The sequence below is a fragment of the Candidatus Methylomirabilota bacterium genome (genome assembly GCA_035709005.1).
In the GTDB taxonomy this organism is placed as follows: Bacteria; Methylomirabilota; Methylomirabilia; order Rokubacteriales; family CSP1-6; genus 40CM-4-69-5.
Genome location: DASTFB010000061.1, coordinates 22,920 through 46,114, shown reverse-complemented (window position 1 = coordinate 46,114; position 23,195 = coordinate 22,920). Strand labels below are relative to the sequence as shown.

Genomic DNA, 23,195 nt, shown 5'->3' with positions numbered 1-23,195 from the left:
TCTCTTCGTTGGTGCCGGGGCGGTTCGGATTTCCGCGTGCGGGAGGCCCTCCCCGGCCCCCCGCGGTGGCGGGAGTCTAGCACGAGGAAGCGGTTGACAGCGGAGCGCGCCGGGTGTGATCTGAGGCCCACCGGAACCGGCTTCGGGAGGTCGTCATGATCTCGTTGACCATCAACGGGCGGAAGCAGCAGGTGGACGTCTCACCGGACACACCGCTGTTGTGGGTCATCCGCGACACGCTCGGTCTCACCGGCACCAAGTACGCCTGCGGCATGGCGCTCTGTGGGGCCTGTACGGTCCACGTGGACGGCGCGCCCGTCCGCGCCTGCGTCACCCCGGTGTCGGCCGCCGTCGATCGCCGGGTGACCACCATCGAGGGGCTCTCGGCCACGGGCCTGCACCCCGTGCAGCAGGCCTGGATCGAGGTCGACGTGCCCCAGTGCGGCTTCTGCCAGTCGGGACAGCTCATGTCGGCGGCGGCGCTCCTGGCGTCCAAGCCCTCCCCCACCGATGCCGACATCGACGCGGCCATGGCCGGCAACCTCTGCCGCTGCGGCACGTACCAGAGGATCCGCGCCGCCATCCACCGGGCGGCGGCGCTGCAGAGAGGGGGCCGGTCGTGAAGACCTCGGCGGCGCTGACGCGGCGCACACTCCTCAAGGGCGGCCTCGCCGTCGGCGCGGGGCTGACGATCGGCGTTCCGCTGGGCGGGCGAGTCCCCCGGGGGCTGGCGCAGTCGTCCGGCGTGTTCGCCCCCAACCAGTGGTTGCGCATCGACCGTGACGGCATGGTCACCATCGTCAACTCCGTGCCCGAGATGGGTCAGGGCTCGCTGACCACCACGCCGATGATCATCGCCGACGAGCTGGACACCGAGCTCGGCAACGTCAAGGTCGAGCAAGCGCCGGCCAACGTCCCCCTCTACAAGAACCCCGTCACCGGCACCCAGTCCTACGGGGGCAGCCGAGGCGTGCGGGACCACATCGCGATGTGGCGCAAGGCCGCGGCGGCCGCCCGCGAGATGCTCAAGCAGGCCGCGGCCAACGAGTGGGGCGTCCCCGTGGAGGGCGTGGAGACCGAGCCCGACACCGTCATCCACCGGCCGTCCGGGCGCCGGCTCCGTTACGGGCAGCTCGTGGACAAGGCCCAGCAGCTCCCCGTGCCCCAGAACCCCAGGCTCAAGACGCCCGACCAGTTCCGCTACATCGGCAAGACGGTCCGGCGGCGCGACACGCCCGACAAGATCACGGGGCGCGCGAAGTACGGCATGGACGTACAGCTCCCGGGGATGCTCGTGGCGTCGATCGAGCGCTGTCCCGTCCGGGGTGGCAAGGTCAAGAGCTTCGACGCCACAGCGGCGCGCGCCGTGAGAGGGGTCAAGCACGTCGTCCAGGTCAGCAGCGGCGTGGCCGTGGTGGCCGACGGCTTCTGGCCGGCGCTCCAGGGGCGCCGGGCGCTGAAAGTCGAATGGGACGAAGGGCCGCTGGCGCAGGTATCCACACCCCTGATCGACGCCGAGTACGAGCGTCTGAGCAAGCAGCCGGGCCAGGTGGCCCGCAACGACGGCGACGCCCCGGCCGTGCTGGGCGCGGGCGGCCGCGTGCATGAGGCGGTCTACCAGGTGCCCTATCTCGAGCACGCGTGCATGGAGCCCATGAACGCCACGGCCCAGGTCACCGCCGAGAGCTGTGTGGTCTGGGTGCCCACGCAGAACCCGGGCGCCACCCAGGCCACGGCCGCGCGCCTCACCGGGCTACCGCCAGACAAGGTCACCGTGCACACCACGCTCCTGGGCGGCGGCTTCGGCCGTCGCGGCGAGGTCGATTTCGTCGTCGACGCCGTCGAGGTGGCCAGGGCGGTCAAGACGCCGGTCAAGGTGATGTGGACGCGCGAGGACGACCTCACGAACGGCTTCTATCGGCCCGCCACCTACAACGTCTTCCGCGCCGCCCTGGACGCCAACGGCACGCCGTCGGCCTGGCTCACGCGCATCGTCGGGCCGGGCATCCTCATCCAGAAGGGCCGCGGCAAGGCCGGCACGGTCGACCCCACCGCGCTGGCCGCCATGCGGGATCTGCCGTACGAGGTTCCCAATCTCCGGATCGAATGGATCCACAAAGACTTCGGTATTCCCGTCGGCTTCTGGCGCTCGGTCGGTTCCTCGCAGAACGGGTTCATCGTGGAGAGCTTCATCGACGAGCTGGCCCACCTGGCGGGCCGCGATCCCTTCGAGTACCGGCGCGCGCTCCTGGGCAGATCGCCGCGGCACAAGGCGATCCTCGAGCTGGTGGCGGCCCGGGCGAACTGGGGCGGCCCGCTGCCGGCCGGGCAGGGACGCGGCATCGCGGTCGTGTTCTCGTACGGCAGCTACGCGGCGAGCGTCGCGGAAGTGTCGGTGGCCGCCGATGGAACGGTCCGCGTGCACCGCGTCGTGTGCGGCATCGATGCGGGGCTGGCCGTCAACCCCGAGCAGGTCCGGGCCCAGATGGAAGGCGGCGCGGTCTACGCGCTGACGGCCGCGCTGTACGGGCAGATCACGTTCGACAAGGGCCGCGTGCAGCAGACGAACTTCCACGCGTACCCTCTGCTGAGGATCGACGAGATGCCGAAGGTGGAGGTGCACATCCTGGACTCCGGCGAGGCCCCGGGGGGGTTGGGAGAGCCCGGCGTGCCCACCGTGGCGCCGGCCGTGTGCAACGCCATCTTCGCCGCCACCCGAAAGCGGATCCGCCGCCTGCCGATCGACAAAGAGCAGCTCAGACGCGCATGAGGCCGGGTAAATACCTGCCCGGCCGGCGCCGTCTATTGAACTGGGAGGTCGCCGACGTGAAGAAGCTCATGTGTCTCGTCCTGGCCACGGCTACGCTCCTGCTCTTTGCGCCGCTGCCCGCCGACGCCCAGAAGGGTTTCGCCTTCAGGAGCAGGGTCGACGGCGGCTTCAGAGGCCACACGCACCGGCACGTCCACAGCAAGGTCTTCCTGGGCTTCGGTGTCGGATTGGGACCGGCCTGGTGGTGGGGCTGGCCCGGCTACTACTATCCCTACCCGGCCTACGCGGCGCCGGTGGTGATCCAGCAGTCTCCACCGGTCTACATCCAGCAGGAAGCCCCGGCGGAGCCGTATTACTGGTATTACTGCGAGGGCGCTCAGGCGTACTACCCGTACGTGCAACAGTGCCCGGGCGGCTGGATGAAGGTCGTGCCCCCGGCCGAAGGAGCCAGGCCGGAGTAGGCATGCGCCAGCCGGTGCTGCTCTCACTGGCCGCTGCAGTTTCTCTCAGCGCCTGCGCGACGCTGCCGACGGGCCCCAGCGTGCTGGTGCTTCCGGGCAACGGCAAGCCGTTCGAGGTGTTCCAGGCCGACGATGCGGCGTGCCGCCAGTGGGCCTTCAGTGCGGCCGGTCGGCAACCAGGTCAAGCCGCGACCGAGAGCACGGTGGCCGGCGCGGCCATCGGCACCGCCATCGGCACCGCGGCCGGAGCCGTGATCGGCGCGGCCGCAGGAAGTCCGGGCACCGGCGCCGCGATCGGTGCCGGCACGGGGCTGCTCACAGGAACGGCCGCGGGGGCCAGCGCGGGCTACGGATACGCGGGCGAAGCGCAGCGGCGGTACGACATCGCCTATCAACAGTGCATGTACGCCAAGGGCAACCAGATCCCGGGAGTGATGCGCTCCGCGAAGTCTTCTCGTCGTCCGCCGCCGCCCGGCGCTCAACCACCTCCGCCGCCACCGCCCCCCCGCTGAGGGAGGGCCGGAGGGGGGCATCGCGGCCCCCCTCCGGCTCGGGACCTACTGCATCTCGCCGGCGTCGAGCGGCGTCAACACGATCTCGATTCGGCGATTCTCAGCCCGTCCCTGCTCCGTGTCGTTGGCGGCCACGGGCCGGTGCTCGCCATAGCCGACGGCGGAGAGGTACTTCCCGTCGACGCCGGTGTTGTCCTGCAGGTAGCGCAGGACCGTCGTCGCCCGCCGCGTCGACAACTCCCAGTTCGTGGGGTACTTGCTCCTGAGCGCGGCGCTGATGGGCACGGAGTCCGTGTAGCCCTCGATGCGGATCTGCTTGTCGGTGACGGTGCGCAGGACGGTGCCGACCTTGTCCAGCACGGCTTTGCCCTGGGGCTTGATGTCGGTTTTGCCGGAGTCGAACAGGATCTTCTCCACCAGCTGGACCGAGAGCCGGTCCCGGATCTGCTTGACCTTGATCTCACCCTTGGCGATCTCGCTCTCCAGATCCTTCACCAGGGTGTCGTACGTCCCGCGCAACCGGCGGATCTCTTCGTCTTTCTGCGCGGCCAGCTGCGCCTTCTGATTGGCCAGATCTTCCTTCTGCGCCGCCAGCTCGCTGGCGCGCTGCTCGGTGCTCGACAGCCGGTCGTTCAGCGAGGCGATCTGATTCTGCAGCGACTGCCGCTGCGCCTCGAGCTCACTCCGCTGGGCCGTGCTCTCATGACTGAGCGAGGCGAGCTGTTGATTGACGGACGACAGCTCGCTCTCGCGCCGACCCAGCTCGTCGCGCAGGGAGGACAGCTGTCGCTCCAGCGACTTCTTCTGTCCTTCCAGCTCCTGCTGCTGGGACCGGAGCGACGCGATCTCCTGTTCCAGACTCATCTTTTCCGCCGCGGCTTGCGTCTCCAGCGTCTGATACTTCGATTGCGAGACGCACCCGGCGAGCAGCCCGATCGCCACCACCCCCACCGCAAACACTCTCAACATCGTTGGCACCTCCTCCGTAGCCATTGCTGAATCCCCGAACGCACGTGGTTAGGCCAAGTCTCTTCAAGAAGTCTACGAGGCGTGCCGCCGGGAACCGACATTTGTTCGCAGCAGTCACGCGGCAGTCACGCAGCAGTCACGCCGCTGACACCACGCAGAGTTGTCACGTCAACCTGGCACGGACGGGCCGCCGTTCGCCGAGAAGCGGCGGAAAGTCGGCGACTTGGCCGGCCGCCGGCCTCTGGTATCGCGCTTGCGGTGCCTGGTCCCAGGGGGGTGCTGCCATGAACGTTCGCTGGGGAATCGTGCTGGCGTTCGCCGCGATGAGCCTGACACCGGTCGCCGGGCGGGCCGACGAATCGACGGGGCCGCCGGCCCACATCGCGGCCGCCCAGGCGTTCCTGCTGGCCTGGGGACACGGACAGTGGGAGGAGCTGAGCGGCGTCGCGGCCGACGCCGTGCCCGTGAAGCTGGGCGAGCAGGTCTTTACCCTGGAGCCAGCCTCACGCAAGGCGGAGGTGATGCTCCAGTTCCCGTTCCGCGGCCTCGCCACCATCCGCAACGGCGCCGAGGTGAAGGGCGTCACGGTGAGTGAGCTGGCCGTACGCGTCGGCGACAAGGAGATGCGGGGGCCGGCCACGGTAATGCTGAAGGAAGAGGCCGGCCTGTTCCGGGTCACCGAAGTGGCGCTGGACGGCGCGCGCTGAGCGCGCCGGCCGCCGTCACCTACTCGGTCAGACAGAGCCCGTGGTCAGGCTGGAACGTCAGAAACACCTTCTGATCGGGGACGAGCTGCTCGTAGTGAGCGATCTGCACCCCGACCTCGTGGGTTCCCACCCGGACCTGGCAGTCGAGAAAGTTCCCCAGGTAGACGGTGTCGATGACCTGGCCCTCGATCACGTTCGGGCATGCGTCCGGGCGGGCCAGGTGGAGCGAGATGTCCTCGGGGCGCAGGCTCAGGATGATGCGCTGGCCGCGCGCCGCCCCCTCGCCTCCAGCGGCCCGGAGCCGGAGCGGTAGCCGCCCCTCACCCAGGGGGATTTCCAGCTCGCAGAGCTCGCCGTGGCGGCCGAGCAGGGTTCCTTCCAGGAGGTTGGCCACCCCGATGAAGTTCGCCACGAAGGCATTGGCCGGCCGCGCATAGATGGTCTGGGGGTCTCCCACCTGCTGGATGACTCCCCGGTCCATCACGATGACCCGGTCGCTCATGACGAGGGCTTCGGTCTGATCGTGGGTCACGTAGACGGACGTGATGCCGACGTCGTGCTGGAGACGGACCAGCTCGACCCGCATCTGCTCGCGGAGCTTGGCGTCCAGGTTGCTGAGGGGCTCGTCGAACAGGACGACCTTGGGGTTGTAGACGATGGCCCGGGCCAGCGCCACGCGCTGGCGCTGGCCTCCGGAGAGCTTCATGGCGTAACGGTCGGCCAGGTGAGCCAGGCCCACCAGTTCCAGCGCCTTCGTAGTCCGCGACTTGATCTCGGCCCGCCCGGCGCGCCGGATGCGGAGGCCGTAGGCCACGTTGTCGAAGACGGTCATGTGAGGCCAGACGGCGTAGCTCTGGAACACCATGCCGATATTGCGGTCCTCGGGATTGAGGAAGATCCCTCGCTCGCCCGAGGCCACGACCACGCCGTCGATGCGGACCTCGCCGGCATCGGGACGCTCCAGACCTGCGATGCACCGCAGCGTCGTCGTCTTCCCACAGCCGGACGGGCCGAGCAAGGTCACGAACTCGCCCCGGCCCACCGCGAGGCTCACGTCATGCACGGCCACCTCGGAGCCGAAGCGCTTGGTGAGATGGTCCACGTCGACGAAAGCTTCCGGGGGCCGCGTCATGGCCGGACCGCCAGCGAGTGCTCGGGGTCCAGGCGGAGAGAGACGCGCTCGCCGGGCTGCAGGCGGTCCCGCGGGTGGGCCAGCACCTTCCACTCGAACTCGCCCCAGCGCACGCGGCAATCGAGGCAGTTACCCAGGAAGATGGTTTGCAGCACCTCGCCTTCCAGCCGGGGCTGCCCCCCGTTGTCGCGCGAGGCCTCCACGTTCTCGGGCCGCACCGAGAGCACGGCGGCGTCGCCCTCGGCGAGGCCCTCGCCCAACCGGCAGGGCAGCTGCACGCGCTCGGCGCCCTGCCCGACCTCGATCTCGCCCCGTCCTGGCCCGGTGACGCGCACGATCCGGCCGGGCAGGAGATTGGCCGCCCCGATGAAGTTGCTGACGTACCGGTTGGTGGGGCGGGCGTAGATGTCGTGGGGACCGCCCTTCTGCTGAATCCGGCCCTTGCTCATGACGATGATCTCGTCGCTCATCACCAGGGCCTCGGCCTGGTCGTGGGTCACGTAGACCGACGTGATGCCCACCTCGCGCTGGATCCGCTTCAGCTCGACCCGCATCTGCTCACGCAATTTGAGGTCCAGGTTGCTCAGCGGCTCGTCGAACAGCAGGAGCTTGGGATGAAAGACGATCGCCCGGGCCAGCGCCGCGCGTTGCTGCTGGCCTCCCGAGAGCTGGGTGGCGAGCTTTCCGGCCATGGCCCCGAGCCCCACCAGACGCAGGACCTCGGCCACCCGGTCCTCGATCTCGGCCCGGTCCACTTTGCGGATCTCCAGGGGGTAGGCCACGTTCTGGGCCACCGTCATGTGGGGCCAGATGGCGTAGCTCTGGAACACCATGCCGATGTCGCGCTTCTCGGGCGCCACGAACACGCGCCCGGCCACCGAGGTGTAGGGAACCCCGCCCACCCGGATCTCGCCGGCGTCCAGACGATGAAGCCCGGCGATGCTCATGAGGGTGGTGGTCTTGCCGCAGCCCGAGGGCCCCAGCAAGGTGAGGAACCTCCCCCGGGGAATCGAGAACGACACGCCGTCCACCGCCCGATCGCTGCCGAACGACTTGACGAGGCCCTCTACCTCGAGATACCGGGCCTCGGCGCGTGGGGCCTCCACGTGGGGGGCGGCCGTCCCGTTCAGGCGGTCAGCGCCTCCCGCCCCGCCACGCGCCGGAAGACGACGATGCAGAGCAGAAGCACCGCGGTCTGGGCAATGGAGAGCGCCGACGTCAGCGGCTCGTTCTCGAAATTGGCCAGGTAGTAGACCCCGACCGACAGGGTCTCCGTTCCCGCGGTGTACAGGATGATCGAGATCGACAGCTCGCGCAGGAAGATGATGAAGAGCAGCACCCAGCCCGCGAAGATTCCGGGCTTGAGCAGGGGGATCGTCACCCGCCGCAGCGTCGTCAGCCACGAGGCCCCCGACATCCGCGAGCTCTGGTCCAGCTCCTCCGAGATGGCCAGCATGACGGACGAGACGTTGCGCTGGCCGTAGGGGAAGAAGCGGGTGATGTAGCCCAGGAGCAAAATCCACAGGGTGGCGTAGATCGGCGTCTGGATGTACGTCACCAGCACCCCCATGGCCAGCACGATGCCCGGGAAGCCGATGGGAACGACGCAGAGAAAGTCGAGCAGCCTGGCCCCGAAGCCCCGGGTCCGGTGGATCATGTAGCTCACCACGAGCGAGAGCACCATGGCGATCGTGGCGCCGGCAAAGGCCAGGATGAAGCTGTTGAGGATCCCGTTGGTCGCCGACCGGATGGCGTCGGGCCGCCAGAAGAAGAGGACCTTCTGGTAGTTCCAGACGGTCAGGTCGCGCGCGATGATTTCGCCCTCCCACACCGGGTGCAGGCTCACCACCAGCAGGCAGAAGAGGGGCAGCAGCACGGCGACGAGGATGAAAGCCAGGTTGAAGCCCAGGGCCACCCACTTCCAGCGGCCCAGGTCGATGAAGTTGGGCCGGAAGCCCTTGCCCGTCACCGTGGTGAACGAGCGGGGCGCGATGACGCGCTGCTGGATCCAGACGAAGAAGGCCGTGATGACCCCCAGGGCCATGCTCATGGTGGCGCCCAGATAGTGGTTGGCGTCGTCGCCCACGGCCTTGGAGAAGATCTGGGTGGTGAGGGTTTCCCAGCCGTAGGGCGAGCCCAGCTTGAAGGGCACCCCGAACTCTCCGGCGCTCGTGACGAAGACGATGATGGCCCCCGAGAGGATCCCGGGCGCCACCAGGGGCAGGGTCACCGTCAGGGTGGTGCGCACCAGCCCGGCACCCGTCGTGCGCGCGCTGTCCTCGAGCGACGGGTCCATCCGGCGGAGGGAGCCGACCACGAAGAGGTAGACCAGCGGAGTGAAGAAGATCCCCGTCACCCAGATCACGCCGTAGATGTTGTCGACGTTGAGGAGATGTCCCTCGATACCGAAGAGCTGGCGGGCCCAGGCGTTGAGCAGCCCCGTCCTCGGCGCGGCCAGGTTGTGCCAGGCGATGGCGCCCACAAAGGGGCTCAGGAAGAAAGGGATCAGATTGAACGGCTCGAGCTTCTCCCGCCCCGGGCAGTTCGTCCGCGCGTTGATCCAGGCCAGGGACACCCCCAGCACGGTGGCCAGGAGCATGGAGCCAGTACTGATGAGCAGCGTGTTGACGAACGCCTTGCGGATGATCCGGTCACTGATGAGCGTTCGGTAGTTCTCCAGCCCCCAGCGAGTGTCGAACCCCAGGTGGTCCAGGACCTGGAAGCTGCTCACGATCAGCGTGGCCAGAGGCAGGAGGACGGCCGCGGCCACGACGACACTGGCCACCAGCGTGATGACCGATTCCTGGGTCACCAGGCTCCGGGCCAGGCTGCGCCAGCGGCTCGCTACCGGCGCGCCGTCGAAGGTCTCGAGGGCGGCTTCAGTCCGCATGAGGGAGCAGGGGACCCGGCCGCCGCCGGGTCCCGGCCGTTCCTATTTGAACCGCTTGATCCACTCGCCCCGCACGGCCTTGAACTTGGCCTGGGCGCCCACCCAGTCCTTCAGCCCGAGCAGCTTGTGCTGGCTGAGATCCAGGAGGTACGGCTTGGCCGCGTCCGGGGGGGTGTAGCCCTTGCGGAAGGTGTAGATGCCCTCGGTCTCGACGAAGATGTCGGCCCCCTCCTTGCTCAGGAGGAACTCGACCAGCAGCTTCCCCGCATTGGGATGCGGCGCGCCCTTCAAGACGGCGATCTGGTTGCCGAGCATGACCTGGCCTTCCTTGAAGTGGCCGATGCGGAGGACCTTGGCCAGCTCGGGCTTCTTGAGGACGTTCTGGTAGACGCGCCCCGAGAGGTTCCACATGTCGAACGCCCGCTCGCAGGAGATGACCATCTGCATCTTGGGCTCGGAACGGAACTCCACGATGGGATCGGTCGCCTTGAGCTTGTCCCAGTAGGCGTTCATGTCGATGCCCGACTCCATGAGCGAGATCGCCGTGTTCGTGTAGGTGAAGCTCTTGGTGATGTCGGGCGAGATGGTCTTGCCCTTCAGGGCCGGCTGGACGGTGTCGGCGTAGGACGTCACCTTGATGTCCGCCATCCCGGGGCAGGAGCTGTTCCACACCGGCTGGAACGTGTAGGCCAGCGGCACGACCACGTAGGGATAGTTCGAGTACTGCCCGGCCTTCTCGACGAGCTCGATGTGGTCCTTCCAGTACCCGCTGTCCAGCTTCTCGAAGGCCCCGCGCTTGTTGGCCTCGTCGAAGAACCCGGGCGCGCTCACCATGTGCACGTCCACGGTGAACCGGCCGGCCTGGATCTCCTGACGCACCTGGGCCACGGTGGCGCCGGTCCCCTTGCGCAGGTTGTTGAACTTGAAGTCGCTGCCCAGGCCGTAGCGTTTGATGAAGGCGGCGCCCAGCCGCGTACCCGTCTCGTCACTGAACAGGGGGTTCAGGAAGGTGACGGCCCCCTCCTGCTTGGCCGCGGCGACCAGCTTCTCTTCCTGGGGAGTCAGCTCGGCCGCCGAGGCCGGAGTTGCCGCGGCGACCACCACCCCGGCCAGCGCGGCCGCGGTGAACAACGCAAAGATATCCGCGCGATGCCGCATCGATCTTCTCCTTTCACTCGATCAGCCGCCGATCGGCGCTGGTACAGCGCTCCACGGGCCGACCGGCCCGGGGGTCCCAATGCTCGCACAGAACGTTTGGGCCGGGAAGCCCAAACCGCTCAGACCTGCCCCACCCAGGAGGCGTCGGCGACCTGGGCCCAGCGCGTCCGGATCCGCTCCACGTCGGCCGCCGGCAGCAGACCCCCGCGAAGCAACGCCGCGTTCTGCTCCCACCGCTCCGGCCTGGCCGTGCCGACGATGACCGCGTGCACGCCCGGCACGCTGAGCGTGAACCGCAATGCGGTCGCCACGGCGCTCTCGGCCGGGCCGCGCAGGAACGGATAGTCGAGCACGCGCAGCCGCGACCAGTACGTCTGGTAGTACGGCTCGGCGGGCTTCCGCGCGTAGGTCCAGGCCACGTTGGCCAGCGGCCGTTTGGCGATCACGCCCATCCCGCGCGCCCGCGCCAGGGGCAGGGTCAGCTCCACGGCCTCCTGGTCGGCGATGCTCAGCGACGTCTGCAGCGTGTCGAAGCGGCCGCACTCCACCGCGTAGCGGGCAGCCTGGCCGTCGCCGCTGTAGCCGATGTACCGGGCCCAGCCTCGATCCCGGGCCCGCTCGAGCGCTGCGATGGCGTCGCCGCGCTCCAGCTCGGCCCGCGAGCAACTGTGGAGCTGGATCAGGTCGAGGTACTCGGTGCGGAGCCGGCGGAGGCTCCGCTCGATGCTGGCCAGCAACGAGGCCGGGCGCCAGTCTTCCCGCCCCCAGCCGTCGGGATGCCCGCATTTGCTGAGGAGGTACACCTCCCGGCGGCGGCCAGCGATCGCCTGCCCGATGAGGACCTCGCTGTTCTCGTAGCACTCGGCGGTGTCGACGATATTCAGGCCGGCGTCCAGGGCGCTGCCCAGCAGGCGGGCCACGGCGCGTGCGCTCACCCGCTGGTAACCGATCTCGGAGCCGCCGAAGCCGAGGATGCTGGCCTCGATGTCCGTCTTCCCCAGGCGCCGCCGCTCCATCGGCGACGACATCGAGCTCACGCGCGCCGGGCGCTGCTCACGGGCAGGACGAAGTCGAAGCTCGCCGCCCTGCCGGTCCGACCCTCGCGCACGTTCAGCACGAGCTCGGGCCGGAAGAGCCCGTCGCGTTCATTGGCGGGGTCGCCCGGAAAATAGAGCTGGGTCGTCAGGACGGGCCGGCTCGGGGCCTGGACCTTCACGTGGATGTGGCGGGTGCGACCCGGATAGTGGCCCGGCACGATCGTCTCGAGCCGGTACCGGCCCTCGCCATCGGTGAACTGGTGCCCGCGCAGACGATCCCCGGCGTTGTCGTAGTGCCCGCGGTCGTCGGCCTGCCAGAAGTCCACGAGCGCGCGCGGGACCGGTGTGCAGTCCGTCGTCCGGACGGTCCCCGCGATGACGATCCGCGTCCCCGACGTGCCCGGCTCGACCAGCGAGGTCCGCCGCGGGGAGTTCGGTTTGAAGTAGGGCCCGGCCGTCTGGGCGGGAGTGTGCGCGTCGCCCTCGCCGCAGGCCGGCGTGGGCGGAGCCCCGGGGGCCTGGGCCTGCACGTCCACGGACGCGCCCACCGCGAACGCCGCCGGCAGGACGGTCGCAGATCTCAGAAATTGCCGACGAGTCTGGCTCGCCTCATCGCTCATCTTGAATCTCCTCGGGCTGGTCCAGTAGCGCGCGGGCCGCCGCGAGCTCGGCCTGGACGGCGTCGGGGCCGGGGAAGCGGCGATCAGCGCGTCGGTACCAGTACTGTGCGTTGTCGAGGTCGCCCTCCAGCGTGTGCACGATGCCGTGAAGCCAGGCCGCCAGCGCACCTCGCTCGTTCTGGACGATCTCGTGCGCCGGCTGCCAGGCGCCTTCGGCCAGGAGCTGCACGGCCCTGGTCAGGGCATCGTGCGAACGCGCGGTGGTCATGGTTCCGGCCCTCCTGGACAGAGTGTAAACCACGGTGTTCTCGACAGGCGGCGGTGGGCGGCTTAGACTGACGCCGTGCCCCACACCGTGCGGACCATGTGCCCGATGAACTGCCACCCCACGCTGTGCGGCATGCTGGTCACGCTGGACAACGGCCGCGTGGTCGGAGTCAGCGGGGACCCCGCGAACCCCGACAGCCAGGGCTTTCTCTGCGTGCGGGGCCAGGCCACCCGCGAGCTCGCCGACAACCCCCGGCGCCTGCTTCATCCACTCATCCGGGATCGCCGCGATGACGACGCCTGGCGGCGCGCGAGCTGGGACGAGGCGCTGGAGCGCATCGTCACGGCGATGCGCCAGGCCGGACGTGAGTCCGTGGGCCTGTGGTCCGGTCACGGGCTGCTCGCCAACAACTACGGCACGCGCTTGCAGTCCCAGCTGCTACGCCGCTTCGCCAACCTGTGGGGCTGCCAGTGGTGGAGCCCCGCCATCATCTGCTGGGGCCTGGGCGGGTTCGGCCTGGGCCTCACCGGTGTGGTGCGCGTGAACACGAAGGAGGACCTGGGCGCGCACGCGAACCTCGTGCTGTTGTGGGGCGCGAACCTCGCGTCCCAGCCGAACACCGGGCGCCACCTGATGGCCGCCCGCCGGCGCGGCGCCCGGGTCGTCAGCATCGACATCCGCGAGACGGAGACCGCCGCCCAGGCCGACGACGTGCTGCTGATCCGGCCCGGGACCGACGCCGCCCTGGCCCTGGCCATGATGCACGTGATCATCGACGAGGGGCTGTGGGATCGGCAGTTCGTCGACCAGCACACCGTGGGGTTCGCCGAGCTGCGCGAGCACGTGCGCGCCTGCTCGCCGGCCTGGGCGTCCGGGATCACCGGCCTCGCCGCCGAGCGGATCACCGCGCTGGCCCGCCGTTACGCGCGCACGCGACCGGCTATGATCCTCGTCGGCGGCAGCTCCATGCACAAGGGCGCCAACGGCTGGCGCTCGGCCCGGGCCATCGGCTGTCTGCCCGGGCTCACCGGCAACCTGGGCATCCCCGGCGGCGGGCTGGGTCCGCGTCACGGCGCGTCCACCTCGGGTCAGGATCTGGCCGACATCGCGGCCGCGGACCGCCGGCCGCCGGGCGACTACATCCCCAGCCAGATGCCGCGCATCACGGAATCGCTCCTCGAGCGCCGGGTGCGCGTGCTGCTCCTGTTCGGCACCAACATGCTGTCGTCGTTCGCCGACGCCGAGCGGTTGGCCCAGGGCCTGGCCCGGACCGAGCTGGTGGTGAGCCACGACCTGTTCATGAACGACACGGCCCGCCGCTTCGCCGACGTGATCTTGCCGGGCACGAGCTGGCTCGAGGAGCTGGGCTGCAAGAGCACGAACACCCACCTCTACCTGATGCCGCAGGCGCTGCCGCCCGCCGGCGAGGCGCGCTCGGCCGTCCGGGTCCTGCGCGAGCTGGCCAGCCGGCTCGGCGTAGAGGAGTTCTTTCCCTGGGCCAGCGCGGAAGGCGCGCTCGACGCGCTGCTCGCCCACCCGTCGACCGGGCACGCGACGGTGAAGTCGCTCACCTCCCGGGACGGCATTCAGGCGCTGCGGATCTCGCACGTCGCGTACGCGGACCACCGCTTCGACACGCCGTCGGGCAAGGTCGAGTTCTATTCCGAGCGGGCCCGCGGCCTCGACCTGCCGCCCCTGCCCGTCCACGAGGATCTGCCGGCGGCACCTGGGCGGCTGGTCTTCAGGCAGGGCCGGACGCTGACCCACTTCCACGGCTTCTACGATCACGGGCGGGCCCTGCCCACCCTGGCCGCCGCGGATCCCGGACCGGTGCTGTGGATCGCCCCGGCTGACGCGGCTGCCCGGGGCATCGCCGACGGGGCGCCGATCCGCATCCACAACGAGCGCGGCCAGTTCGAGGCCCAGGCTCGGGTCACGCCGAAGATCCCGAGCGGAACCGTGTGGATGCGCGATGGCTGGGAGGGCCTGAATCGCCTGACGTCGGGGGCGGCGCTCATCCCCGACCACGCGGTCGAGATCTTCCCCTTCGCCGCCGGGCAGGCCGCGTTCGAAGCGGAGGTCGAGGTCAGCCCGGGCTGAGGTCGTCCGGCTTTTTCCTTCCGAGAGCCCGGAACCAGCACCTAGCATAGAAGGTCAGTGATGGCGGCCCTGCTGCTGATCCTGGCCCTCGTTCTCGGCGTTCCCCCGGCGGCGATGGCCGCCGAGCCGCACGATGATGCCGAGGCCGAGTCCACCGGCGCCGAGACGGACCGCATGGCCGAGCTCGAGGCCCAGGTCGAGGCGCTGGGCGTACAGATCGAACACCTGCGGGACGAGGTCGCCGGTCTCAAGGAGATCGTGTCCAGCCGGCGGGCCGCGCTGCACACCTACCGCGTGCCCGACAGCGTCACGTTCGCCGACCACCAGGTGCCACTGGACCGTCCCGACGTCGTCGAGCGTCTCGAGCGGGAGTTCTACGTGGCCCTCGGGGACCCCGCCCAGGTGATCCTGTGGCTGAAGCGCAGCGCGCGCTACTTTCCCTACATCGAGCAGGAGCTGCGCAAGGCCGGGCTGCCGGACGATCTCAAATACGTGGCCGTGATCGAGAGCGCCTTGCGTCCGCGCGCCTACTCCCACGCGCGAGCGTCGGGGATCTGGCAGTTCATCGCCAGCACCGCCAGGCTCTTCGGCCTGCGGGTCACGGCGAGCTGGGACGACCGCCGGGACCCGGAACGATCCACCGCCGCCGCCATCCGGTATCTCCGCGAGCTGCACCAGCAGTTCGGGGACTGGCCGCTGGCGCTCGCCGGCTACAACACGGGCGGTGACCGGGTCGCGGCCGCCTTGAAGCGTCAGGGTGTCGGCGAGTACTACCACGTGGCCCTGTCCCCCGAAACCGAGGCCTATTTCTTCCGGGTGCTGGCGGCCAAGCTGATCCTGGAACACCCCGGCCGGTATGGCTTCGAGGTTCCCCCGGAGGCGCGTTATTCTCCGCACGCCGCCGAGCTCGTGAAGATCCACGTCCCCCGGCGTATGGCGGTTCGCGAGCTGGCCGAGGCCGCCGGCTCCTATTACCGCCAGATCCGCGCGTTGAACCCGGCGATCATGAGGGACACGCTGCCCCCGGGCCAGTACCAGGTGCGGATCCCGGAGGGCCGCCCCGCGCGATTTCTCGCCAACCTGGCGGAGCGCAATCGGGCGGCGCGGGAGCGCAGCAGCTGGCGCCACCGGTACCGCGTGCGGGCCGGGGATACCCTGGCTTCGATCGCCCGGCGCTTCGGCGTGTCGGTGAGCGCGATCAAAGCGGACAACCCCGCCGCCCGTCGGCCCCACATCTACCCGGGAGACGTCCTCGTCATCGAGCCGGTCGGTCGCGGCGGGCCCGACTCGTAGGGTGCCAGGCGGTCGGCGATGAACCGCACATGGTACCCTCGGATGCCATGCGCATCGCCACCTGGAACGTGAACTCCCTGCGGGCGCGCCTGGAGAAGGTCACCTGGTGGCTGGAGCGGGCCAGGCCCGATGTGCTCCTGATGCAGGAGACGAAGCTGGCTGACGGCGACACGCCGACCGCGACGTTCCGGGACGTCGGCTATGAGCTCTGCCACCACGGCGAGGGCCGCTGGAACGGCGTGGCGGTGGCCAGCCGCGTGGGGGTGGCCCAGGTGGTGACCAACTTCGGCGAGCCGCTGCGACCTCCGGCCACGCCCGACGTCGCCGACGACGAGCCGCTGGCCGAAGCGCGAATGCTGTCGGCGGTGTGCGGCGGCGTGCGCGTGGTCAGCCTCTACGCGCCGAACGGGCGCAGTGTCGGCTCGCCTTTCTACCAGGCGAAGCTGTCCTGGTACGAGCGCCTGGCCCGCTGGCTCGCCGAAGCCTGCGACCCCCGGGAGCCGCTGGTGCTGGGCGGCGATTTCAACGTGGCCCCCACCGATGCCGACGTGTGGGATCCCCGCGCCTGTCACGGGGGCACCCACGTCTCCGAGCCCGAGCGCTCGGCCTTCGCCCGCCTCGTGCACTGGGGGCTGATCGATGTGTACCGCCTGCACCATCCCGAGCCCGGGCGCTACTCATGGTGGGACTATCGGGCCGGGAACTTCCACAAGAACTTCGGCATGCGCATCGACCACCTGCTCGTCAGCGAGCCGGTCGCCAAGCGCACGCTCTGGGCCGAGATCGATCGCGAAGCCCGCAAGGGCAAACCGCTGCCCTCCGACCATGCGCCGCTCGTGATCGACCTCGACGTGCCGGGCGTGCCCTTCGACGCCGGCTGGACGGCGGCCGAAGCGCGGATCGCCAGCCGCGGCGGGCCCGGGCGGGAACAACCGCGATCGTGACATCACGGTGGGCGGTGGTCGCGGCGCTGTTCGCCGTGACCGCATCCGTCTCCACCTCGCTCACCGCCTTCGGCGTCTTCCTGCCGGAGCTGTCGGACGCCTTCGGCTGGAGTCGGGGCGGCGTCTCGGTGGCGCTGACGATCAGCCTGATCGTGGGGGGCCTGGCGGCCTTCCCCGTCGGCTGGCGCGCCGACCGCTACGGCCCCCGCGGTGTGCTCGTGCTCACCGTGGCGACCGGCGCCATAGGCTTCGCGCTGAGCGCGGCGATCGAGCGGCTGTGGCACTTCTACCTCTCCTACGGTGTGCTCGTCGGTCTGGGGGCGTCGTCGATCTACGTGCTGGCCGCAGCCACGGTCTCGCGCTGGTTCCAGGAGCGGCGCGGCCTGGCGCTGGCCATCGTGCTCAGCGGCTTCAACCTGGGCTGGCTGGCGGGCGGACCGCTCGCCGCGCTGCTGATCGGCGTGGGAGGCTGGCGCTTCGCCTACCTCGCGTTCGCCCTGCTGATCGCCGGGATCGGGATCCCGGGAAGCCTGTGTGTCCGCTACCCCACGGCGCCGAGCGCGCCCCGGCCCGCCGCGGCCGGCGCCAGCGAGGCCCTGGGCGATCGTCGCCTCTGGTACCTCGTGGGCTCCTGGGCGCTCCTGGGCCTCGTCTTCATGATGGTCGCTGTGCACAGCGTTCCCTTCGCCCGGGATCGCGGGTGGCCGCTGGAGCGGGCCTCGCTGGTCCTCACGGCGTTCGGGGTGGGGGCCGCTATGGGCCGGCTGCTGGCCGGGGCGGCCGCCGACCGGCTCGGCGCCGGCCCCACGATGCGGGTCTGCGTGCTCGTCCAGGGGGCGGCCCTGATCGCCCTGGTGGCGCAGCCACCCGGCTGGGCCCTGCCTGTCATCCTGCTGGCCTTCGGCGTCGGGGCGTCGGGCACGGACAACACCTTCGTGAAAGTCGTCCCCGATGTGTTCGGGCTGGCCGCTCTGGCGACGATCATGAGCATCCTCGGTATGGGCTGGCGCAGCGGCGCGGGGCTGGGACCGGCCGTGGCCGGATTCGTCCACGACCTGACGGGCTCCTACACGGCGTCGTTCGGGGGCGGGCTGGCCGCCCTCACCGGCGGCTGGGCGCTCTTCCGGCTCGGCAGCGTGCGAGCGCGAGGGCGCTGATCACGCCGGCTCCAGCCAATCCTCGTGGATGTCGGCGTGCAGCGCGCCCTCCCCGCGGCCGGGAAAGACGTCGCTGATCGGAAACACGATCGTGTACAGCGGCGGGTAGACGCCGCGATGGTCCAGCGGGTTCGGCATACAGCCGTGGACGGTGACCACGATCCCCACCTTGCCCCGCGCATAGGACGGCGTCCGGGGGTTGCCGTGCAACGTCTGCAGGCGGACGCGGACCGCGTCGCCCGTCTTGAACCGGGACGGCGCCGACTCCGTCATCGCCCGGGCTGCAGACACTCGCCGGCGCCGATCAGGCTATCCCGCGTCACCAGGCGGGCCAGCTCCGCCTCGCTCATCCCTTCCGTGCCGGCCGGCCGCCGCGGCAGCACCATGTACCGCACGTCGGAGGTGCTGTCGTGGACCTGGATCTCCATCCGGGACGGCAGCTCGAGCTGGAACATGTCCCGGAGGGTGGCCCGGGGATCCGCGACGATCCGCTTCTTGTAGCTGTCGTGCTTGTACCACCAGGGCGTGTCCCCCAGCAGATCGTGCGGATAGCACGAACAGAGCGTGCACACGACGACGTTGTGCACCGACGCCGTGTTCTCGACCACGCCGAGCTTGCCCAGCCGGCCCGGCGGGATCTGCAGCTCGCGTACCGCCTCCCGTCCCCTGGTCATGAGCCGGGCCTTGAACTCGGGGTCGACCCAGGCCCGGGCCACGATCCGCGCTCCCGCCCACAGGCCCGCCGGGCTCGAGGCTTCCCCGTGCTTGTCCACGTCGCTCTCATCGAGCAGCGTTCGCTGGACGAGCGCGCGGGTGAAGGCCTCGAGCAAGCCGAGGTCCTCGGCCAGATGGTGCTCGAGCCGGGCCACGCGCTCTTCCAGGCTGCCCTCGTGTGAGCGCTTCGTCATCCGGAAGTCGTCGTCGTAGTCGCCTCGCTCCTTGCGGATGTCCTCGATGACGGCGTCGGCTCGGACGAGGTCGGAGGACACCAGCGCCGTTCCCCGCACGTAGCGGTCGAGCGCATCTTCCAGCCGGCGGATGCGTGATTCCAGGTGGCCCGAGGCGTCGAGGGCCGGGGGCTCCAGGGCTCGCCCGGCCTGGACGACGTCGTACAGCGACAGGTACCCGCGACGGATGAGGAAGAAGATGCGCGGCTCCAGGCGCTTCGTCCGATAGTACTCGAGGTCTTCCTCGACGGCCCGGACGTGGGCGGCCGGATCGTGCATGTGGCTGGTGGTGTCGTGAGGATGCGCGTGGTCGTCGTGATCAGCCATGACGCGCCGACTCTAGGGCAGCCGTGAACCTCCGTCAAGGCGGCGCCCGGCGGTCGCCACGTTATACTCCTGCCGTGGACTTCGGGCTCTTCTACTACTGTCAGGGTCGCGGCGCCCCCCACGAGCAGGCCTACGCGGAGATGCTGGAGCAGATCGCCCTGGCCGAGACGCTGGGATTCGGCGAGTGCTGGTTCGCCGAGCATCACTTCACCGACTACTCGATGCTGCCGAGCCCGAATCTCATGATCGCGGCCGCGCTGCAGCGCACGCGGCGCATGCGCTTCGGCAACTACGTGAACGCCCTGCCCTTTCATCATCCGCTCCGCCTGGCCGCCGAGGCGGCGATGCTGGACAACATGGCCGGCGGGCGCTTCGACTTCGGCATCGGCAAGGGCGTCCGGCCGGGGGAGTTCGTCAAGCTCGGGCTGAACTTCGACGAGGCCACGGCGATGACCGAGGAGGCCATCGAGGTTCTGGTGAAGGTGTGGACCCAGGACACCGCCTCCTACGACGGCCGGTACTGGCGCTTCCCGGAGCTCAGCCTGCGGCCCCGGGTGCTCCAGCGCCCCCACCCCCCCCTGCACATGGTGGCGAGTCGGCCCGCCACGGTGGCCCGCGTGGGCGCGCGGGGCTGGCCGGTGGCGATGCACTTCACGCCGAGCGCGGTGGTGGCGCGCTGTGTCCGGGAATATCGGGAGGCGGTGGCGGCCCGAACGGAGCCTTCCGGGAGCGGGCCCTATCGCCCGCGCCTGCTGCTGTGCCGGGAGACGTATGTCGCCGACACGCCGGAAGCGGCGCGCGCCGACGGCGCGCTGGCCCTGCAGGGATTCTGGTACCTGTCGTCCCTGGCCTCGCCGCCGCTGCCCACCACGTACTCGGACGCGCGCTTCAAGGAGTTGACGGGCCGGGTCTGGGGCGGCCAGACCTACGACGAGCTCGACGCCATCGGCGGCATGATCATCGGCTCGCCCGCGCAGGTGGCGGCGAAGGTCAAAGAGCTGGAGGCCATCGGGGTCGATACGCTGCTGCTCGTGTGCAGCTTCGGCGATCTCTCGCACGCCCAGGTCTGTCGCTCGCTCGAGCTGTTCGCCCGGGCCGTCATCCACAAGCGCTGACCCGGTGCCCAGGGGCAGGGTGTTCTACGGGTGGTGGATCGTCGCCGCCGGCTTCGTCCTCGAGTTCCTGATCGGGGCCCTGATGTTTCACGCCTATGGCGCCTACGTGGTCCTCCTGCGCGAAGAGTTCGGCTGGAGCAAGACGATGCTGTCGGCCGGCTTCTCGATGGCCCGGGCCGAGAGCGGCATCCTGGGTCCGATCCAGGGCTGGCTCACCGACCGCTTCGGCCCGCGCGTCCTCATCCGCGTCGGCGTGGTCATCTTTGCCCTCGGCTTCATGCTCTTCAGCCAGATCAACGGCCCGGTCGCGTTCTTCGTCACGTTCTTCATGATCGCCCTCGGCTCCAGCCTGGGCGGCTTCTTGCCGATCGGCGTCGCCATCGTCGCGTGGTTCCGGCGGCACCGCGCGCTGGCCCTGAGCCTCAGCGCCAGCGGGATGGCGATCGGCGGCCTGCTCACTCCGCTCGTGGTCCTGGCCCTGGAAAACATCGGCTGGCGGTGGACCGCCTTCGCCTCCGGCGTCCTGGTGCTGGTCGTCGGCCTGCCGCTAGCCCAGCTCGTGCACCACCGACCGGAGCCCTACGGCTGGCTGCCCGACGGCGACCCGCTGCGCGCGCCGGGGGCCGACTCCGCCGCGCCGGCGCCGCCTCTCCGGGCCGAGCGCAACTTCACCGCGCGCCAGGCCATGGCGACCCGGGCGTTCTGGTTCCTGGCCATCGGCCACGGCGCGGCGCTGCTGGTCGTCTCGGCGGTGCTCGTCCACATGGTCGTCCACGTCACCGAGCGGCTGGGCTACTCGCTCCAGCAGGCCAGCGCGGTGGTGGCGCTCATGACGGTCACGCAGGCGATCAGCCAGATCGGTGGCGGCTGGCTCGGCGACCGCTTCAGCAAACGTCGGATCGCAGCCGGCTGCATGCTCGGGCACGCCGTCGGGTTGGTGGTCCTCGCCCTGGCCACGGCGTTCTGGATGGTGCTGGTGTTCGCCGTGCTGCACGGGATCGCCTGGGGGCTCCGGGGCCCGCTGATGTCGGCGCTCCGCGCCGACTACTTCGGCAGCCTCTCGTTCGGGACGATCACGGGCGTGTCTTCGATGATCGTGATGATCGGCATGATGGCCGGGCCGCTCGTGGCCGGCGTGCTCGCCGATCTCACCGGCAGCTATGTCCCCGGCTTCAGCGCGCTGGCGGCGATGGCGGCCCTGGGATCCGTCTTCTTCGCCCTGGCCCGGCGGCCCGTATTTTCGGCTTGATTTGTGGAAGCCAGCCGCGCACCCTCTTGCGCAAAGGAGCCTGCTGATGGCCTACCGCGACCTGCGCGAGTACCTGCACGCCCTGGAGACGCGAGGCAAGCTGCATCACGTCAAGAAGGAAGTCGAGCCCGACTGGGAGGTCGCCGCCGTGCTGCGCCGGGTCTTCCAGCGGATCCCCCGCGATCGCCGGCCGGCCGTCATGTTCGAGCGCATCAAGGGGCACGCGATGCCGCTGGTGGCCGGGGTCCTGGGCGCCTCGCCGGAGATCTACGCGCTGGCCCTGGAGACGACGGTCGACAAGATCGCCGACAAGTGGGCCCAGGCCCAGAGCCATCCGATCCCGCCCGTCGGCGTGACGACGGGGCCGGTCAAGGAGACGATCCTCCTCGGCGATCGGGCCGACGCCACCCGATTGCCCCTCTGCATCTGGACCCGCGGCCAGGACCCGGCGCCCTACGTCACCGCGCCCTGCGTGGTCTCGCGGGACCCGGAGACGGGCGAGCGCAACATGGGCACCTATCGGATGATGCTCAAAGGTCCCCGCAAGTTCGGGCTCTACCTCACCAACACCTGGCGCGACATGTACGCGCACATCAAGAAGAACGAGGACAAGGGGCTGGCCACGCCCTGCGCCGTCGTGATCGGCTGCGACCCACCGGTGCCGCTCACCTCCGTGGCCCGGATCCGGGGCGACGAGTTCGGCGTTGCCGGGGCCCTGCGAGGCGCGCCGCTGGAGGTGGTCCGCTGCGAGACCAACGATCTGGAGGTGCCGGCGCACGCCGAGATCGTCATCGAGGGCAGCATCCCGCCCGGCGTGCGCGAGCCCGAAGGGCCGTTCGGCGAGTACACGGGCTACATGGGCGCCGGTGGCCCCAGCTACGTGATGGAGGTCACCGGCATCACGCACCGGGCCGATCCGATCTATCAGGCCTTCTTCAGCCAGATGCCGCCCAGCGAGTCGAGCTGCATCCGGGGCACGGGCCGCGACGTGGCCCTGTTCAAGTTCATGACCCGCGACCTCAAGCTGCCCGTGCGTGACGTGCACCTCCTGGAGGCGGGCGGGGGCGCGGCCTTCCTGGGCATCTCGCTGCGTCGGGACCACCCGGCGTTGCCCCAGCGCGCCATGTGGGCGGCCTGGAGCTACGAGCCGTCGCTGTCCAAGATCGTCGTGGTCGTCGACGAGGACATCGACGTCCGCGACTATTTCCAGCTCCTGTGGGCCATGTCCTGGCATGTGCAGCCGGCGCGCGACGTCTACGTCGTCCGCGACACCGCGGCCACCGGCCTCGATCCGTCCGTCGCCGAGGCCGACGTCCTCTTCGAGCACCAGGACCTCCTGTCCTCGAAGGTCGGCATCGACGCGACGCGCAAGCACAAGTTCCCGGCGCGCTCGATTCCGCCCAGGGCGGATCTCGACCGCGTGGACGCTCAGTGGAGCGACTACGGCTTCGAGTGAGCGGGTGACCCTGGCGCCAGCGTGAAGCCCGCGCCCTTCGACTTCAGCCGGGCGCGGACGCTCGACGAGGCCCTCGGCTGGCT

General features: G+C 69.9%; 22 protein-coding genes. 12 read left to right on the top strand and 10 right to left on the bottom strand.

Annotated features, from left to right (window positions below):
- The first annotated feature begins 155 nt into the window (after positions 1-155).
- The 4 genes from VFR64_09855 to VFR64_09840 are packed head-to-tail and all read left to right on the top strand — an operon-like array spanning position 156 to position 3,743.
- On the top strand, positions 156-623 hold the full coding sequence (locus tag VFR64_09855) for a (2Fe-2S)-binding protein (protein ID HET9490041.1): 468 nt from the start codon (positions 156-158) through the stop codon (positions 621-623).
- Entirely contained in the window at positions 620-2,770 is a 2,151-nt protein-coding gene (locus VFR64_09850) for a xanthine dehydrogenase family protein molybdopterin-binding subunit (GenBank protein HET9490040.1), read from the top strand. The genes VFR64_09855 and VFR64_09850 overlap by 4 nt, the downstream gene beginning before the upstream one ends.
- Entirely contained in the window at positions 2,767-3,231 is a 465-nt protein-coding gene (locus VFR64_09845; GenBank protein HET9490039.1) for a hypothetical protein, read from the top strand. The genes VFR64_09850 and VFR64_09845 overlap by 4 nt, the downstream gene beginning before the upstream one ends.
- Before the next feature lie 2 nt (positions 3,232-3,233).
- Positions 3,234-3,743, top strand: a complete 510-nt coding sequence (locus VFR64_09840) for a glycine zipper family protein (GenBank protein ID HET9490038.1) — start codon at positions 3,234-3,236, stop codon at positions 3,741-3,743.
- Between the two features lie 45 nt (positions 3,744-3,788).
- Here VFR64_09840 and VFR64_09835 read toward each other — a convergent pair whose 3' ends face one another.
- Positions 3,789-4,712 carry an OmpA family protein gene (locus VFR64_09835; GenBank protein HET9490037.1) on the bottom strand — a complete coding sequence of 308 codons (924 nt, stop codon included), beginning with the start codon at positions 4,710-4,712 and terminating at the stop codon, positions 3,789-3,791.
- Positions 4,713-4,996: 284 nt separating this feature from the next.
- Here VFR64_09835 and VFR64_09830 point away from each other — a divergent pair, with 284 nt between their 5' ends.
- Positions 4,997-5,419 carry a hypothetical protein gene (locus VFR64_09830; protein ID HET9490036.1) on the top strand — a complete coding sequence of 141 codons (423 nt, stop codon included), beginning with the start codon at positions 4,997-4,999 and terminating at the stop codon, positions 5,417-5,419.
- A gap of 19 nt (positions 5,420-5,438) precedes the next feature.
- On the opposite strand, the gene VFR64_09825 is transcribed toward VFR64_09830, so the two are convergent.
- The 7 genes from VFR64_09825 to VFR64_09795 all read right to left on the bottom strand — a co-directional run bounded on the left by VFR64_09825 (position 5,439) and on the right by VFR64_09795 (position 12,524).
- The gene (locus tag VFR64_09825; GenBank protein ID HET9490035.1) at positions 5,439-6,551 is read right to left on the bottom strand and encodes an ABC transporter ATP-binding protein; all 1,113 of its coding nucleotides are present in this window, start codon (positions 6,549-6,551) and stop codon (positions 5,439-5,441) included.
- Positions 6,548-7,657 (bottom strand): ABC transporter ATP-binding protein, encoded by a 1,110-nt coding sequence (locus VFR64_09820; protein ID HET9490034.1) that lies wholly within the window; start codon positions 7,655-7,657, stop codon positions 6,548-6,550. The genes VFR64_09825 and VFR64_09820 overlap by 4 nt, the downstream gene beginning before the upstream one ends.
- 20 nt (positions 7,658-7,677) lie before the next feature.
- Positions 7,678-9,441 carry an iron ABC transporter permease gene (locus VFR64_09815; GenBank protein ID HET9490033.1) on the bottom strand — a complete coding sequence of 588 codons (1,764 nt, stop codon included), beginning with the start codon at positions 9,439-9,441 and terminating at the stop codon, positions 7,678-7,680.
- Positions 9,442-9,483: 42 nt separating this feature from the next.
- Positions 9,484-10,599 carry an ABC transporter substrate-binding protein gene (locus VFR64_09810; GenBank protein ID HET9490032.1) on the bottom strand — a complete coding sequence of 372 codons (1,116 nt, stop codon included), beginning with the start codon at positions 10,597-10,599 and terminating at the stop codon, positions 9,484-9,486.
- A gap of 119 nt (positions 10,600-10,718) precedes the next feature.
- Positions 10,719-11,615, bottom strand: a complete 897-nt coding sequence (locus VFR64_09805) for an aldo/keto reductase (GenBank protein ID HET9490031.1) — start codon at positions 11,613-11,615, stop codon at positions 10,719-10,721.
- 17 nt (positions 11,616-11,632) lie between these two features.
- Positions 11,633-12,256, bottom strand: a complete 624-nt coding sequence (locus VFR64_09800) for a dioxygenase (GenBank protein ID HET9490030.1) — start codon at positions 12,254-12,256, stop codon at positions 11,633-11,635.
- On the bottom strand, positions 12,246-12,524 hold the full coding sequence (locus tag VFR64_09795) for a hypothetical protein (GenBank protein ID HET9490029.1): 279 nt from the start codon (positions 12,522-12,524) through the stop codon (positions 12,246-12,248). The genes VFR64_09800 and VFR64_09795 overlap by 11 nt, the downstream gene beginning before the upstream one ends.
- A gap of 75 nt (positions 12,525-12,599) precedes the next feature.
- On the opposite strand from VFR64_09795, the gene VFR64_09790 reads away from it, so the two are divergent.
- Genes VFR64_09790 through VFR64_09775 form a run of 4 tightly spaced genes read left to right on the top strand, consistent with a single transcriptional unit; the run spans position 12,600 to position 18,018 of the window.
- Positions 12,600-14,624: a molybdopterin-dependent oxidoreductase gene (locus VFR64_09790; GenBank protein HET9490028.1), complete on the top strand. Its 2,025-nt coding sequence runs from the start codon at positions 12,600-12,602 to the stop codon at positions 14,622-14,624.
- A gap of 60 nt (positions 14,625-14,684) precedes the next feature.
- Entirely contained in the window at positions 14,685-15,917 is a 1,233-nt protein-coding gene (locus VFR64_09785) for a transglycosylase SLT domain-containing protein (protein ID HET9490027.1), read from the top strand.
- A gap of 47 nt (positions 15,918-15,964) precedes the next feature.
- Positions 15,965-16,861 (top strand): exodeoxyribonuclease III, encoded by an 897-nt coding sequence (locus VFR64_09780; protein ID HET9490026.1) that lies wholly within the window; start codon positions 15,965-15,967, stop codon positions 16,859-16,861.
- Entirely contained in the window at positions 16,858-18,018 is a 1,161-nt protein-coding gene (locus tag VFR64_09775; GenBank protein ID HET9490025.1) for an MFS transporter, read from the top strand. Before VFR64_09780 ends, VFR64_09775 begins: the two co-directional genes overlap by 4 nt.
- On the opposite strand, the gene VFR64_09770 is transcribed toward VFR64_09775, so the two are convergent.
- On the bottom strand, positions 18,019-18,291 hold the full coding sequence (locus VFR64_09770; GenBank protein ID HET9490024.1) for an SH3-like domain-containing protein: 273 nt from the start codon (positions 18,289-18,291) through the stop codon (positions 18,019-18,021).
- The gene (locus VFR64_09765) at positions 18,288-19,292 is read right to left on the bottom strand and encodes a nitrile hydratase subunit alpha (protein HET9490023.1); all 1,005 of its coding nucleotides are present in this window, start codon (positions 19,290-19,292) and stop codon (positions 18,288-18,290) included. The genes VFR64_09770 and VFR64_09765 overlap by 4 nt, the downstream gene beginning before the upstream one ends.
- A 74-nt stretch (positions 19,293-19,366) precedes the next feature.
- Here VFR64_09765 and VFR64_09760 point away from each other — a divergent pair, with 74 nt between their 5' ends.
- From VFR64_09760 to VFR64_09750, 3 genes are read left to right on the top strand one after another with little or no spacing between them, the layout of a single operon-like run.
- A complete protein-coding gene (locus VFR64_09760; GenBank protein HET9490022.1) occupies positions 19,367-20,407 on the top strand; it encodes an LLM class flavin-dependent oxidoreductase in 1,041 nt (346 codons plus the stop codon).
- 4 nt (positions 20,408-20,411) lie between these two features.
- Positions 20,412-21,656 (top strand): MFS transporter, encoded by a 1,245-nt coding sequence (locus tag VFR64_09755; protein HET9490021.1) that lies wholly within the window; start codon positions 20,412-20,414, stop codon positions 21,654-21,656.
- Positions 21,657-21,702: 46 nt separating this feature from the next.
- The gene (locus VFR64_09750) at positions 21,703-23,112 is read left to right on the top strand and encodes a UbiD family decarboxylase (GenBank protein HET9490020.1); all 1,410 of its coding nucleotides are present in this window, start codon (positions 21,703-21,705) and stop codon (positions 23,110-23,112) included.
- Positions 23,113-23,195 lie beyond the last annotated feature (83 nt).

What these genes read in the sequence shown, in the direction of transcription:
- VFR64_09830 (HET9490036.1), top strand. Translation starts at nt 4,997, where the DNA reads ATGAACGTTCGCTGGGGAATCGTGCTGGCGTTCGCCGCGATGAGCCTG.
- VFR64_09805 (HET9490031.1), bottom strand. Translation starts at nt 11,615, where the DNA reads ATGGAGCGGCGGCGCCTGGGGAAGACGGACATCGAGGCCAGCATCCTC.
- VFR64_09795 (HET9490029.1), bottom strand. Translation starts at nt 12,524, where the DNA reads ATGACCACCGCGCGTTCGCACGATGCCCTGACCAGGGCCGTGCAGCTC.
- VFR64_09815 (HET9490033.1), bottom strand. Translation starts at nt 9,441, where the DNA reads ATGCGGACTGAAGCCGCCCTCGAGACCTTCGACGGCGCGCCGGTAGCG.
- VFR64_09840 (HET9490038.1), top strand. Translation starts at nt 3,234, where the DNA reads ATGCGCCAGCCGGTGCTGCTCTCACTGGCCGCTGCAGTTTCTCTCAGC.
- VFR64_09810 (HET9490032.1), bottom strand. Translation starts at nt 10,599, where the DNA reads ATGCGGCATCGCGCGGATATCTTTGCGTTGTTCACCGCGGCCGCGCTG.
- VFR64_09750 (HET9490020.1), top strand. Translation starts at nt 21,703, where the DNA reads ATGGCCTACCGCGACCTGCGCGAGTACCTGCACGCCCTGGAGACGCGA.
- VFR64_09845 (HET9490039.1), top strand. Translation starts at nt 2,767, where the DNA reads ATGAGGCCGGGTAAATACCTGCCCGGCCGGCGCCGTCTATTGAACTGG.
- VFR64_09780 (HET9490026.1), top strand. Translation starts at nt 15,965, where the DNA reads ATGCGCATCGCCACCTGGAACGTGAACTCCCTGCGGGCGCGCCTGGAG.
- VFR64_09770 (HET9490024.1), bottom strand. Translation starts at nt 18,291, where the DNA reads ATGACGGAGTCGGCGCCGTCCCGGTTCAAGACGGGCGACGCGGTCCGC.
- VFR64_09855 (HET9490041.1), top strand. Translation starts at nt 156, where the DNA reads ATGATCTCGTTGACCATCAACGGGCGGAAGCAGCAGGTGGACGTCTCA.
- VFR64_09800 (HET9490030.1), bottom strand. Translation starts at nt 12,256, where the DNA reads ATGAGCGATGAGGCGAGCCAGACTCGTCGGCAATTTCTGAGATCTGCG.
- VFR64_09785 (HET9490027.1), top strand. Translation starts at nt 14,685, where the DNA reads ATGGCGGCCCTGCTGCTGATCCTGGCCCTCGTTCTCGGCGTTCCCCCG.
- VFR64_09765 (HET9490023.1), bottom strand. Translation starts at nt 19,292, where the DNA reads ATGGCTGATCACGACGACCACGCGCATCCTCACGACACCACCAGCCAC.
- VFR64_09835 (HET9490037.1), bottom strand. Translation starts at nt 4,712, where the DNA reads ATGTTGAGAGTGTTTGCGGTGGGGGTGGTGGCGATCGGGCTGCTCGCC.
- VFR64_09825 (HET9490035.1), bottom strand. Translation starts at nt 6,551, where the DNA reads ATGACGCGGCCCCCGGAAGCTTTCGTCGACGTGGACCATCTCACCAAG.